This is a genomic window from Paenibacillus enshidis (assembly GCF_042136365.1).
GTDB lineage: Bacteria > Bacillota > Bacilli > Paenibacillales > Paenibacillaceae > Paenibacillus > Paenibacillus enshidis.
On the sequence record NZ_JBHHMI010000022.1, the window covers coordinates 14,934 to 28,400 of the forward strand.

Consider the following 13,467-nt stretch of genomic DNA (forward strand, 5'->3'; position numbering starts at 1 on the left):
AAGGGTGCTTCCCGGGGCTGAGAGCCGTTCAAATGACCTGCAGTGGAAATGCGCCTGGGAGCTGTGCAGTTGAACCGGCATGCCGGCCAGATTGTACCGTTTCGTCCGCGTTACAGGACGTGAAAGAGGAGGTGGCGTGTTCTGCCCTGTCTATGGAAGCATGGAACACCTCAAGCAGAGTGGAACCACGGTGAAACGTCTCTGCAGCACAGGCTGCAGGGGCGTTTTTTTCTTGTCCCGTTTGCCAGTAATTCAAAAAACTCGGCGGCTGCCTTACAGAAGGAGCAAGGAGGGAAGGGCATGTTCAGGCAAATGAGATCTGATATTCAGGCTGTATTGGATAACGACCCGGCGGCAAGAAGCAAGCTGGAGGTGGTTTCCACCTACTCGGGACTGCATGCCATTTGGGCGCACCGGATTGCGCATGCCTTTTATAAACGCCGCTGGTGCACACTTTCCCGTATCATATCGCAATTTTCCCGTTTCATGACAGGCATTGAAATACATCCGGGCGCCCGCATTGGAGAACGTCTGTTCATTGATCATGGCATGGGGATCGTGATCGGCGAAACCTGTGAAATCGGTAATGATGTCGTGATTTATCAGGGGGTAACCCTGGGCGGTACGGGGAAAGAAAAGGGAAAGAGACATCCGACCATCGGCAATAATGTAGTTATCGGGTCAGGGGCGAAAATTTTGGGCTCCTTCAAGGTCGGGGATCAATCCAACATAGGCTCCAATTCTGTCGTATTAAAAGAGGTTCCTCCGAACAGTACGGTTGTCGGCATTCCCGGCAAAATCGTGCGCCAGGACGGCAAACGCCAGGACCGGCTCAGTCATCAGCTGCCCGATCCGGTAGTCGATTCGATCCGCTCGCTGCAGGAGGAAATTGAACGGCTGCGCTCCGAGGTGGCCGAGCTGAAGCGGGAAAAAGCCGGATGCAATTAACAATTACAATTTAACCAGCAAAGCTGGCCTGCTTCCGGCTGCCGAGGCTCTACGGCGGAAGGAGCACAGAAATAGGAGGAGTACGTTTATGGCGCTGCAAATCTATAACACGATGTCAAGGAGCAAGGAACGGTTTGAGCCGCTTGAGCCGGGAAAAGTGAAAATGTACGTGTGCGGTCCTACAGTATACGACTTTATTCATATCGGAAACGCGCGTCCGATCATTGTGTTCGACGTCGTCCGCAATTACTTGCAGTATTCCGGCTACGATGTGAATTATGTGTCGAATTTTACGGACGTGGACGACAAATTGATCCGCAAAGCGGAGCAGCTCGGCACAACGGTTCCCGAAGTGGCTGAGCGCTTTATAGCGGCATATTATGAGGATCTGGAAGGCCTGGGCATTCCGCATGCCAATGCCCATCCGCGAGTGACGGAGAGCATGGACATGATCATCCGCTTCATTCAGGATCTGGTGGACCGGGGATATGCCTATGAGAACGGCGGGGATGTTTTCTTCCGGACGGAGAAGTTTAAGGATTACGGGAAGCTGTCTGGTCAGAACCTTGAACAGCTTCAGTTCGGCATCCGCATCGGGGTCGATGAGCGCAAGGAGCGCCCGGAGGATTTCGTGCTGTGGAAAGCCGCCAAGCCTGGCGAAATTTTCTGGGAAAGCCCATGGGGTAATGGACGTCCTGGCTGGCATATTGAATGCTCGGCCATGTCTCTCCATTATTTAGGGGAAACGCTGGACATTCACGGCGGCGGCCAGGATCTGCAGTTTCCGCATCATGAATGCGAATGCGCCCAATCCGAGGCGCTGACCGGCAAACCTCTGTCCAGATACTGGATGCATAACGGATATATCCGCATCAACAACGAGAAAATGTCCAAATCACTCGGCAACGGCATCCTTGTCAAGGACTTGCGCGCTCGTTACAAGAAAGAAGCCATCCGCTACTTCATGCTGTCGACTCATTACCGCAATCCGCTGAACTTTAATGATGAAACGATGGAGCAATCTGAAAAAAGTGTTGAGCGCATCGCGAATGCGGTGGCGAACCTCAACCATCGTCTTGAAACCTCCACTGAAGGAGATGGCAAAGTGCCGGCGGAGCTTCAGGAGAAGCTGGAGCAAATCAGTGCACATTTCCGCGAGAAAATGGACGATGATTTTAATACACCGGATGCTATCACAGCACTGTTCGAATGGGTAAGTGAAACAAACCGGGTGCTTCAGCAGGACGTAGTCAATAAAGCCGAGCTGCAGAAGCTGCTGGACACCTTTCAGGATCTGAACCGTGTGCTTCGGCTGTTTTCAGAGGCTGGTGAGGAGCTGCTGGATGAAGAGATCGAGCAGTTGATCTCCGAACGGGCGGAGGCGCGCAAGGTTAAAAACTGGGGACGGTCCGATGAAATCCGCGATCTGCTCGCTGCAAAGGGCATTCTGCTTGAGGATACGGCGCAGGGCATGCGCTGGCGGCGCAAATGAGCGGGGAGCATATGAACCTGCCGGGAGAGGGCATGGACGGAGTATGGTTTCCGTACCCGCCCTCCAGGCCGGCCCGGCTAATCCCGCCGATTGCGCTTGCCTATATCGGAGACGCGGTATACGAGGTGGCCGTCCGTCAGTACCTGCTTGCCCAGGCGAACCTGCGCCCGAACCATCTGCACCGCAGAGCGACAGGATTCGTCTCGGCCAAGGCGCAGAGCAGAATTTTGCAGATGCTGGAGCAGGATTTGTCGGAGGAGGAGCAGGATATTGTCAGACAATGCCGGAACGCAAAATCCGGCAGTGTGCCGAAAAATGCGGATGTCCTCGAATACCGTCATGCCACGGCGCTGGAAGGGCTTTTCGGCTTTCTGTACTGCGACGGCCGGCTGGATCGGCTGCGTGAGTTGATTGGCAGGGGTATCGGTTTAATGGACGAAAGCAATAAATAACATAAACGAGCGGACTGCCATAAATACAGTGACAATAAGGCAGACCGCGCTTCAGAGAGGAAGTGCAGTATGGAAGAAGAATGGATCGCGGGCAAGCATTCCGTGATTGAGGCCCTTCGTTCAGGCCGTACAATCAACAAAATATGGCTGGCGGAAAATGCGCAAAAGCATCTGACACAGCCGATTATCGCGGAGGCCAAAAAAGCCGGCGTCATCATTCAGCAGGCTGACAAGCGCAAGCTGGATCAGATGGTTCCGGGCATTCAGCATCAAGGGGTAGTGGCTCAGGCTGCACCGCATGCGTATGCGGAAGTGGAGGATTTGCTCGCGGCGGCGGCCGAGAAGGGACAAGCTCCTTTTCTGATTTTGCTTGATGAAATTGAAGACCCGCATAATCTGGGCTCGATTCTCCGTACGGCGGATTGCACAGGCGCACACGGCGTGATCGTGCCCAAGCGGCGTTCGGCGGCTGTCACGGCGACGGTGTCGAAAACTTCCGCAGGAGCTGTCGAATACGTGCCGGTTGCGCGTGTAAGCAATCTGGCCCAGACGATCGACCGCTTGAAAGAAGAAGGAATCTGGGTCGTGGGGACAGATGTCAACGCTGCTGAGCCGGTTTTTGGCAACGGGGTGTTCACCGGTCCGGTGGCGATTGTGATCGGCAACGAGAACAAGGGCATGGGACGGCTTGTACGGGAAAAGTGCGATGTGCTCGTCAAGCTTCCGATGGAAGGGCGCATCAATTCGCTGAACGCTTCGGTGGCGGCAGGCATCGTGATGTACGAAGTGCTGCGCGGACGAATGGCCCGGGCCTAGCAAATGGCGGATACGCGCGATGTTCTGCTGGTGGATGGCTATAACATGATCGGAGCCTGGCCCGAGCTGTCCGCACTTGCCAAGTCCGGCCTGCAGGAAGCACGGGACAGGCTGCTTGAGCGGCTCGCTGACCATCAGGCGTACTCCGGCAGAAAAGTCATCGTTGTATTTGATGCCTACCGGGTGCCGGGGCTTGGCAAAACCTTCTCACAGAGCAAAGTGCAGATCTATTTCACCAAAGAAAAAGAAACGGCCGATGAATGCATTGAGCGGCTGGTCAGGGAGCTCAGCAGCCGAAGAAGGTCCATATATGTAGCCACAAGCGACCTGGTCGAGCAGCATGTCGCGTTTGGACAGGGAGCTCTCAGGGTATCCGCCCGCGAGCTTCTAACCGAGCTGGAGGAATCCGAACGGGAGGTTCAAAAGCGGATTGAAGAGAATACGGAGCGGCTTCAACGCAACACGCTTGATGCTTCGCTCAGTCCGGAAATGAGAAAAATGTTTGAAAAATGGCGGCGGCAGTAGCGAAATCCCATTGATTTCAAGAGATATCATTTGGCTCCATATCAGACTTAAATTAATCTTTTTGTAACGGGTGTGGTTGACGGTTCTCAGGGCCTTGGCGTATACTTGTCGTATATTTTGAGTAGTAACGGGTACCTTGCGTTGCAGCCGGAGGGATTGTTAGTGAGTGTCGACCTCAAAGATATCATGTTGTCAGTGTATGATTACAAGAATGATGAAGACATTGTCGTAGCGGTCCATGAAGGTGACAGTGAGGCGCTGGAGTTTCTGATCAATAAATATCGGAACTTTGTCAGAGCCAAGGCGAGATCCTATTTCCTGATTGGTGCTGACCGGGAGGACATCATCCAGGAAGGCATGATCGGTTTGTACAAATCGATCCGTGACTTCAAGGGGGATAAGCTTGCCTCTTTCAAAGCATTTGCCGAGCTTTGCATCACGAGACAGATTATTACAGCCATCAAGACGGCGACACGCCAGAAGCATATCCCGTTGAACTCCTATGTATCCCTGGACAAGCCTATTTATGATGAAGAATCGGACCGTACCCTGATGGATGTGATTTGCGGCTCACGGGTAAGTGATCCGGAGGAACTCATTATTAATCAGGAAGAGTTTGTCGGGCTGGAAGACAAGATGTCGGAAATTTTAAGCGATCTTGAACGAAAAGTGCTGATGCTGTATCTGGACGGAAGGTCTTATCAGGAAATCGCCGTCGATCTCAACCGCCATGTGAAATCAATTGATAACGCATTGCAGCGGGTTAAGCGCAAGCTTGAAAAATATCTGGAAGTCCGCGATAATTAAAGAATGTACATTGCAGGAAAAAGGCTCGGTTATATGAGTCTTTTTTTAATGTATTCGTTTATCCACAGGTTTATAACGCTTCGAATTGATTTATACTTGATTAGTATAATGCCAGACAGTTTGAGAGTTTTGAAAAGGGAATCACTTCCTGTGCGCTTTTGCAAAAACTTGCTAGTTCATAAAGGGAAGATGCGCTTAAACACTCGTTGACATGGTACACCCCGTATGATAAAGTGTTTTAGGTAGGCCTAAATTTGCGTTTTTTAGGACCAATTTAGAGACTTCCTGTTCGTCGGATGTCTTCGGGAGGTGCACATCATGCGGGTAATTATCACTTTGGCTTGTACGAATTGCAAACAAAGAAATTACACAACGACCAAAAACAAGCGTAATCACCCCGACCGCATGGAGATGAAGAAATTCTGCAAGTTTTGTAACGAGCAGACTCCTCATCGTGAAACTAGATAGTTTTATGGAGGTGTAGTCGGCGTGAAACGCAGTTTCAAGTCTCTGATTTCCTTTTTCTCTGAAAGCTGGGCTGAACTCAAAAAGGTTCGCTGGCCCAATCGTAAAGAGTTGACTAACTATACGTTAATTGTCGTTGGGACGATTGCGTTTGTCACGATTTATTTTTGGGTTCTGGATATCGGCATTTCTGCTGTGATCGAAGCGATTATCTAGGAAGGGTCCCAGGTGGCTTGATATGGAAAAAAGATGGTATGTCGTCCATACCTATTCCGGGTATGAGAACAAAGTCAAAGCCAATTTGGAAAGACGCGTTGAATCCATGGGCATGGAAGACAAGATTTTCCGTGTTCTTGTTCCTATGGAAGAAGAACTGGTGAACAAAGACGGCAAGAAGAAGACCGTTATGCGTAAAGTTTACCCCGGATATGTCTTGGTCGAAATGATTCAAACCGATGATTCCTGGTATGTTGTCCGCAATACGCCGGGTGTAACAGGTTTTGTAGGGTCAACGGGTTCGGGTTCCAAGCCTACGCCTTTGCTTCCGGAGGAAGTTGAGCAGATTCTGAAGCATATGGGCATGGTTGAGCCGAAACCGAAGATAGAATTCGACGTGAAAGAGTCCGTGCGGATCAAGGTTGGTCCATTTGCGAATTTTGTGGGCTCCGTGGAAGAAATTTTGGCTGACAAGAGCAAGCTTAAAGTACACGTTAACATGTTTGGACGGGAAACCCCGCTGGAGTTGGATTATACTCAAGTGGAGAAAATATAAGATTTTCGGTGGTTTCTTGTGGGAGGATCTAGCGATCCATTGACCACTATTGAGTCAAGGAGGTGTCACCATGGCAAAAAAGGTAATCAAAATGGTAAAACTGCAGATTCCTGCAGGTAAAGCGAATCCAGCGCCTCCAGTAGGTCCGGCTTTGGGTCAAGCAGGTGTCAACATCATGGCATTCTGTAAAGAATTCAATGCCCGTACTGCTGATCAGACAGGCCTGATTATTCCGGTTGAAATCACGGTGTTTGAAGACCGTTCTTTCACATTCATCACCAAAACTCCACCGGCTGCAGTTCTGCTGAAAGTCGCTGCCAAGATCGAAAAAGGTTCTGGCGTACCGAACAAAACGAAAGTGGCTACCGTTAACCGCGATGCCGTTCGTCAAATCGCTGAACAAAAAATGCCTGACCTGAACGCTGGTTCCGTTGAAGCGGCTATGCGTATGGTTGAAGGTACTGCTCGCAGCATGGGTATCACCATCGTTGACTAAGCGCAAGCTTTGTTTTCCGGCATAATGCCGGTGATGTGGGAGGAGTATCCGCTAATACCACAAAGGAGGAAAATATAATGGCTAAACACGGTAAGAAATACCTGGAAGCTGCCAAGCTGATCGACAGCGAAGCAACTTACGAGCCTTTGGAAGCCGTTGAACTGGTGAAGAAGGCTGCCACTGCTAAATTCGACGAAACCGTTGAAGCAGCAGTTCGTCTGGGCGTAGACGCACGTAAACAAGACCAGGCTGTTCGTGGTGTGGTTGTTATGCCGCACGGTACTGGTAAAACCCAACGCGTGTTGGTATTTGCAAAAGGTGATAAAGTGAAGGAAGCCGAAGCGGCTGGAGCTGATTTTGTAGGCGATCAGGACATGATCAACAAAATCCAGCAAGGCTGGTTTGAATTCGACGTCTGCGTAGCTACACCTGATATGATGAGTGAGGTTGGTAAACTGGGCCGTCTGCTCGGTGGTAAAGGTTTGATGCCTAACCCTAAAGCCGGTACAGTTACATTCGACGTTGCCAAGGCTGTTCAAGAAATCAAAGCTGGTAAAATCGAATACCGTCTCGACAAAGCTGGTCAAATTCACGCGCCAATCGGTAAGGTTTCTTTCACTGCCGAGCAGTTGAACGAAAACCTCAAAGCGTTGATCGACGCTCTGAACCGTGCTAAACCGGCAGCTGCTAAAGGTGTATACCTGAAGAACATTGCGGTATCTTCCACAATGGGCCCTAGCGCACGCGTGAACGCAGCAACCTACAGATAAGATCAGGGATTGACATATTCAATCCAAGCTGTTATCATGTACGAGTTGCGTCAGATGACCGACCCTAACATTTGAATATGCTTACCGTAGACAGTAGGTGCCGGAAGGCTTAATTTCCTACCGAGGTGTTATGATAGAACGTTGCGTGTGGCGGGTCTGCCGCCCATGTTGATTCATCAAGCCTTCGTATACGCTACGGAGGCTTTTCTAATGCCTATGTAGCTCCGTTTTTTTAGATTATAGAAACGGCAAAAAATTATCAGGAGGTGTACAGTTTGGCAAATGCAAAAGTGATCCAAGCAAAACAAGAAACCGTTGAAGCCGTAACTGCGAAATTGCGCGAGAGTGCAACTACCGTTGTTGCTGACTACCGCGGTTTGACCGTTGCCCAAGTAACTGAGCTGCGCAAGCAGCTTCGTGAAGCCGGCATTGAATTCCAAGTGCTGAAGAACACGCTGCTTCGCCGTGCGACTGCAGCAGCAGAACTGACTGACCTGGACTCGGCTTTGACCGGTCCTACAGCGATTGCTTTCAGTGCTGATGACGTAGTGGCTCCAGCCAAAATTCTGAACGACTTCGCTAAGAAGAACGACGCTCTCAAACTGAAAGGCGGCGTGTTGGAAGGTCGCGTGGTATCTGTTGAGGAAGTTAAAGCCTTGGCTGAACTCCCGTCCCGCGAAGGTCTGCTTTCCATGCTCCTCAGCGTGCTTCAAGCTCCTGTGCGCAACTTCGCGCTTGCGGTTAAAGCTGTTGCAGAGAAAGAAGAGCAAAGCGCGTAACCGGAATACCGGACGCGATGTAAGACAGGCAGTTTAAGTTTTAAAAAAACTATTATATAAACGGAGGTTCAACCATGAGTAAAGAGCAAATCCTGGAAGCAATTAAAGGTATGTCCGTACTGGAACTGAACGATCTTGTTAAAGCAATCGAAGAAGAATTCGGTGTAACAGCAGCAGCTCCTGTAGCAGTAGTTGGCGGCGCTGTAGGCGGCGCAGCTGAAGCTGAGCAAACTGAATTCGACGTAATCCTGACTAACGCTGGCGCTTCCAAAATCAACGTTATCAAAGCTGTTCGCGAAATCACAGGTCTGGGCTTGAAAGAAGCTAAAGAACTGGTAGACAACGCTCCAAAACCACTGAAAGAAAAAGTGGGTAAAGAAGAAGCTGATTCCGTTAAAGCTAAATTGGAAGAAGCAGGCGCAACTGTAGAAGTGAAATAATTGCCTTTACAGATAAGCGGCAAAATACAAACCCCTTGAGGCGATCTTCAAGGGGTTTGTTGCTGTATTAACCATACCCGAAGGATGTGGACGGCAATGCCTGACCATTACTACTCAAGCAAACCTGGCGCCGAGCATGACAGGCGTATACTTGAAGCGGACCTCCGCGGGGAGAGGCTCTCTTTTGTAAGTGATGCCGGTGTTTTTTCCAAGCAGGGCATTGATTACGGGAGCCGGGTGCTGATTGAGGCGATGGAGTTTTCCGAAAATGCTGCAATCCTGGACGTCGGTTGTGGATATGGCCCAATCGGCCTGACAGCGGCAAGACTGGCACCGGCTGGACGGGTGACCATGATTGATATCAATGAAAGAGCGGTTGAACTGGCCAAGGAGAATGCAGAACGCAACCGGATTAACAATGTCACTGTACTGCAAAGTGATTTATTCCAGGCAGTGCTGGGGAAACGGTTTGATGTCGTTTTGACGAATCCGCCGATCCGGGCCGGCAAAGAGATCGTGCATTCCATATTCAATCTGGCTTTTGACCATCTGAATGAGGGCGGTGCCTTGTGGGTTGTCATCCAGAAGAAGCAAGGAGCTCCTTCTGCGAAGACGAAGCTGGAAAACCTGTTCTCGCGTGTAGAGGAAGTAACGAAGGATAAAGGGTATCGGATTTTTAAAGCTACAAAATGAGGGCTAAAATAGCAAAAAGACCGTTGACATGCGTCATGGTCTGTGATATTATTATAAAATGTCAGCATATAGGATGCCCTTTATGTCTTTAGTTAACTGAAATGTCAATAGGTTATAATAGATGAGGCATATATTTTGTCTTGTCTACGTATAATATATACATTTTGGGCAAATCTACAAGGATAAGGTGCTTCCGGCAGAAAGATTTCACAGATTAAGGCGCTCTTTTTTCGAATATGTTCGAGCAAGGGCTTTTCTTCATTTGTGGAGAACGAATCTGTTGTATGAGTTCCATTATAAGGTACCAAACAAAGGTTCGCAATGAAATTTTTTAAGTGAGTAGACATGAGGGGTGAGTTAAAGTTGGCAGGACATCTTGTTCAATATGGTCGACGCACTCGGCGCAGTTATGCACGTATTAACGAGGTACTAGAAGTTCCGAACCTTATTGAGATCCAACAAAAATCTTATGAATGGTTTTTGGAAGAAGGATTGCGTGAAATGTTTCAAGATATTTCGCCGATTCAGGACTTCACGGGTAACCTGGTTTTGGAGTTTATCGACTACAGCCTCGGAGAACCTAAATATACAGTAGATGACGCGAAAGAACGCGACGTGACATATGCGGCGCCGCTTCGGGTGAAGGTCCGGCTTATTAATAAAGAAACTGGAGAGGTGAAAGAGCAGGAAGTATTCATGGGAGACTTCCCGCTGATGACCGAAACCGGTACATTTATTATTAATGGTGCGGAACGGGTTATTGTCAGCCAGTTGGTTCGCTCTCCCAGCGTCTATTTCAGCACAAAAGTAGATAAAAACGGGAAAACGGCATACACTGCGACGGTTATTCCCAACCGGGGTGCATGGCTCGAACTGGAGATGGATGCAAAGGATATTATCTATGTCCGCATCGACCGTACCCGTAAAATACCAGTTACTGTTCTGCTGCGCGCTCTTGGTTTTGGTACTGATGCTGAAATCCTGGATTTGCTCGGCAATGACGAATACATCCGCAATACGCTTGACAAGGATAACACGGATTCCACGGAGAAAGCGCTGATCGAGATTTATGAGCGCCTTCGTCCGGGTGAACCGCCAACACTGGAAAATGCGAAAAGCCTGCTCGTTGCACGCTTCTTCGATCCAAAACGTTATGACCTGGCCAATGTAGGCCGCTATAAAATCAATAAAAAGCTTCATATCAAGAACCGTTTGTTTAACCAGCGGCTTGCTGAATCCCTGATTGATACCACTACAGGCGAGATCATTGCCGAAGCTGGGCAAATGGTAGACCGCCGTCTTCTGGACGAAATCATGCCGCATCTGGAGGATTCGGTCGGCCACCGCACGTATCATGTTGCGAGCGGCGTGCTGGACAGCAACGACATCCCTCTTCAAACGATTGACGTGTTCTCGCCGATTGAAGACGGTAAAGTCATCAAACTGATCGCCAACGGAAATATCGATAAGATGGTTAAGAACATTACGCCGGCGGATATCATCTCCTCCATCAGCTATTTCATTAACCTTCTTCACGGCATCGGCAGCACGGACGACATTGACCACCTGGGCAACCGTCGTTTGCGTTCCGTAGGCGAGCTGCTGCAAAACCAGTTCCGCATCGGTCTGTCCCGTATGGAGCGTGTCGTTCGTGAGAGAATGTCCATTCAGGATGCGAATGTGATTACACCGCAAGCCCTGATCAATATTCGTCCGGTGATCGCTTCGATCAAGGAGTTTTTCGGAAGTTCGCAGCTGTCCCAGTTTATGGACCAGACGAACCCGCTGGCGGAATTGACACACAAACGCCGTTTGTCCGCACTCGGACCGGGCGGTCTGACACGCGAACGCGCGGGCATGGAAGTGCGGGACGTTCACCCGAGCCACTACGGCCGGATGTGTCCGATCGAAACGCCGGAGGGTCCGAACATCGGTCTGATCAACTCGTTGTCAACTTTTGCGCGCATCAATGAGTACGGCTTCATCGAAGCCCCTTACCGCTGGGTTGATCCGAAGACCGGCAAGGTAACGGAACAGATAGACTACCTGACAGCCGATGAAGAGGATAACTACATTGTTGCCCAGGCGAACGCGGAATTGAATGAGGACAACACATTCAAGGACGAAGTCGTCATTGTACGCTACAACAAGCAGTCCGATAACATCCTCCCGATGCCGAGCAGCCGGGTAGACTACATGGACGTTTCGCCTAAGCAGGTTGTGTCTGTAGCGACAGCGCTCATTCCGTTCCTGGAGAATGACGACTCCAACCGTGCGCTGATGGGATCCAACATGCAGCGGCAGGCTGTTCCGCTTCTTATTCCGAAGGCTCCTTTGGTAGGTACGGGAATGGAGCATAAAGCTGCTAAAGACTCCGGTGTATGTATTGTATCCAAGTATGACGGGATTATTGAACGTTCTTCCGCCAATGAAATCTGGCTGCGCCGTATTGAAACGGTGGACGGCAATGAAGTCAAAGGCGATATCGTAAAATATAAATTACACAAATTTATGCGTTCGAACCAAGGAACATGCATCAATCAGCGTCCGATTATCAAACGCGGGGCTGTGGTGAAGAAAGGTGACATTCTGGCTGACGGGCCTTCGACCGAAATGGGCGAATTGGCGTTGGGACGCAACGTGGTCGTAGCCTTCATGACATGGGAAGGCTACAACTACGAGGATGCGATCCTTCTCTCCGAGAAGCTCGTGAAAGAAGATGTCTATACCTCTATTCATATTGAGGAGTACGAGTCCGAAGCACGGGATACGAAACTTGGACCTGAAGAAATTACACGGGACATTCCTAACGTCGGTGAAGAAGCGCTGCGCAATCTGGATGAGCGCGGAATTATCCGCATCGGTGCCGAGATCGGCGCCGGAGATATTCTGGTCGGCAAGGTAACACCAAAAGGGGTAACGGAGTTGACTGCGGAGGAACGTCTCCTGCACGCCATCTTCGGTGAGAAGGCACGCGAAGTGCGTGATACCTCCCTGCGTGTGCCGCATGGTACAGACGGTATCGTGGTTGATGTCAAGGTGTTTACCCGCGAGAACGGCGACGAGTTGCCACCGGGAGTTAACCAGCTTGTCCGTGTGTACATTGCACAGAAGCGTAAAATTTCCGAAGGTGACAAAATGGCCGGCCGTCACGGCAACAAAGGTGTCGTTGCCCGTATCCTGCCTGAAGAAGATATGCCGTTCCTGCCTGACGGTACACCTGTACAGGTCGTGCTGAATCCGCTGGGCGTGCCTTCACGGATGAACATCGGTCAGGTGCTGGAGGTTCACCTCGGAATGGCTGCCATGCGTCTTGGCATTCACGTTGCCACACCGGTATTCGACGGAGCGAACGAGTACGACGTATTCGATACGATGGAAGAAGCTGGCATGCAGCGTAATGGTAAAACCGTGCTTTATGATGGACGTACCGGAGAACGCTTTGAGCGTGAAGTTACGGTCGGCGTCATGCATATGATCAAGCTGGCGCACATGGTTGACGATAAGATTCATGCCCGTTCCACAGGTCCTTACTCGCTCGTTACACAGCAGCCGCTGGGTGGTAAAGCCCAATTCGGCGGCCAGCGCTTCGGTGAGATGGAAGTATGGGCACTGGAAGCTTATGGCGCTGCTTATACGCTGCAGGAAATTTTGACCGTGAAATCCGATGACGTGGTGGGGCGTGTGAAAACGTACGAATCGATCGTCAAAGGCGAGAATGTTCCGGAACCAGGCGTTCCTGAATCCTTTAAGGTATTGATCAAGGAACTGCAGAGCTTGGGCATGGATGTCAAGATCCTGTCCGAAGACGAGCAGGAAATTGAAATGAAAGAAATCGATGACGAAGACGATACCACCGGTGATAAGCTGAGCCTGAATTTGGAGGGCGCGGAAGTCGGAATGGAATAAGTTCTTTCTGGCAAGTGAACTCGTCTAAGACAATGGCAATGTGCAGGCTCCCGTAACGGTCCGTGAAGATGGGCCGTTATGGAACCTAGTAATTAGGATAGGG

Annotated in this window: 15 protein-coding genes and 1 other annotated feature; all 15 genes read left to right on the forward strand. The window is 50.2% G+C overall.

Going from position 1 to position 13,467, the window contains the following annotated elements:
* Window positions 1-300: 300 nt before the first annotated feature.
* Window positions 301-948: a serine O-acetyltransferase gene (cysE, locus tag ACE41H_RS19385; RefSeq protein ID WP_375357223.1), complete on the forward strand. Its 648-nt coding sequence runs from the start codon at window positions 301-303 to the stop codon at window positions 946-948.
* Window positions 949-1,036: 88 nt separating this feature from the next.
* On the forward strand, window positions 1,037-2,440 hold the full coding sequence (cysS, locus tag ACE41H_RS19390; protein WP_375357224.1) for a cysteine--tRNA ligase: 1,404 nt from the start codon (window positions 1,037-1,039) through the stop codon (window positions 2,438-2,440).
* Window positions 2,437-2,892, forward strand: coding sequence for a Mini-ribonuclease 3 (locus ACE41H_RS19395; protein ID WP_375357225.1), 456 nt, complete (start codon window positions 2,437-2,439; stop codon window positions 2,890-2,892). The genes cysS and ACE41H_RS19395 overlap by 4 nt, the downstream gene beginning before the upstream one ends.
* A gap of 69 nt (window positions 2,893-2,961) precedes the next feature.
* Window positions 2,962-3,708: a 23S rRNA (guanosine(2251)-2'-O)-methyltransferase RlmB gene (gene rlmB, locus ACE41H_RS19400; protein WP_375357226.1), complete on the forward strand. Its 747-nt coding sequence runs from the start codon at window positions 2,962-2,964 to the stop codon at window positions 3,706-3,708.
* Window positions 3,709-3,711: 3 nt separating this feature from the next.
* Window positions 3,712-4,233, forward strand: a complete 522-nt coding sequence (locus tag ACE41H_RS19405) for an NYN domain-containing protein (RefSeq protein ID WP_375357227.1) — start codon at window positions 3,712-3,714, stop codon at window positions 4,231-4,233.
* A 162-nt stretch (window positions 4,234-4,395) separates the two neighbouring features.
* Window positions 4,396-5,040, forward strand: coding sequence for an RNA polymerase sporulation sigma factor SigH (gene sigH / locus ACE41H_RS19410; protein ID WP_355325587.1), 645 nt, complete (start codon window positions 4,396-4,398; stop codon window positions 5,038-5,040).
* A gap of 318 nt (window positions 5,041-5,358) precedes the next feature.
* Window positions 5,359-5,508: a 50S ribosomal protein L33 gene (gene rpmG / locus ACE41H_RS19415; protein WP_076176720.1), complete on the forward strand. Its 150-nt coding sequence runs from the start codon at window positions 5,359-5,361 to the stop codon at window positions 5,506-5,508.
* 21 nt (window positions 5,509-5,529) lie between these two features.
* Complete coding sequence (gene secE, locus ACE41H_RS19420) at window positions 5,530-5,721, forward strand: preprotein translocase subunit SecE (protein ID WP_375357228.1); 192 nt, start codon at window positions 5,530-5,532, stop codon at window positions 5,719-5,721.
* A 22-nt stretch (window positions 5,722-5,743) separates the two neighbouring features.
* Window positions 5,744-6,277 carry a transcription termination/antitermination protein NusG gene (gene nusG / locus ACE41H_RS19425; RefSeq protein ID WP_355325582.1) on the forward strand — a complete coding sequence of 178 codons (534 nt, stop codon included), beginning with the start codon at window positions 5,744-5,746 and terminating at the stop codon, window positions 6,275-6,277.
* Window positions 6,278-6,347: 70 nt separating this feature from the next.
* Complete coding sequence (gene rplK / locus ACE41H_RS19430) at window positions 6,348-6,773, forward strand: 50S ribosomal protein L11 (protein WP_375357229.1); 426 nt, start codon at window positions 6,348-6,350, stop codon at window positions 6,771-6,773.
* A 77-nt stretch (window positions 6,774-6,850) separates the two neighbouring features.
* Entirely contained in the window at window positions 6,851-7,543 is a 693-nt protein-coding gene (gene rplA, locus ACE41H_RS19435) for a 50S ribosomal protein L1 (RefSeq protein ID WP_375357230.1), read from the forward strand.
* 66 nt (window positions 7,544-7,609) lie between these two features.
* Window positions 7,610-7,761: a sequence feature (ribosomal protein L10 leader region), on the forward strand.
* A gap of 57 nt (window positions 7,762-7,818) precedes the next feature.
* Window positions 7,819-8,322 (forward strand): 50S ribosomal protein L10, encoded by a 504-nt coding sequence (gene rplJ, locus ACE41H_RS19440; protein WP_375357231.1) that lies wholly within the window; start codon window positions 7,819-7,821, stop codon window positions 8,320-8,322.
* Between the two features lie 74 nt (window positions 8,323-8,396).
* Window positions 8,397-8,762, forward strand: a complete 366-nt coding sequence (rplL, locus tag ACE41H_RS19445; RefSeq protein ID WP_375357232.1) for a 50S ribosomal protein L7/L12 — start codon at window positions 8,397-8,399, stop codon at window positions 8,760-8,762.
* 96 nt (window positions 8,763-8,858) lie between these two features.
* The gene (locus tag ACE41H_RS19450; RefSeq protein ID WP_375357233.1) at window positions 8,859-9,455 is read left to right on the forward strand and encodes a class I SAM-dependent methyltransferase; all 597 of its coding nucleotides are present in this window, start codon (window positions 8,859-8,861) and stop codon (window positions 9,453-9,455) included.
* Between the two features lie 363 nt (window positions 9,456-9,818).
* Window positions 9,819-13,364: a DNA-directed RNA polymerase subunit beta gene (gene rpoB, locus ACE41H_RS19455; protein ID WP_375357234.1), complete on the forward strand. Its 3,546-nt coding sequence runs from the start codon at window positions 9,819-9,821 to the stop codon at window positions 13,362-13,364.
* Window positions 13,365-13,467 lie beyond the last annotated feature (103 nt).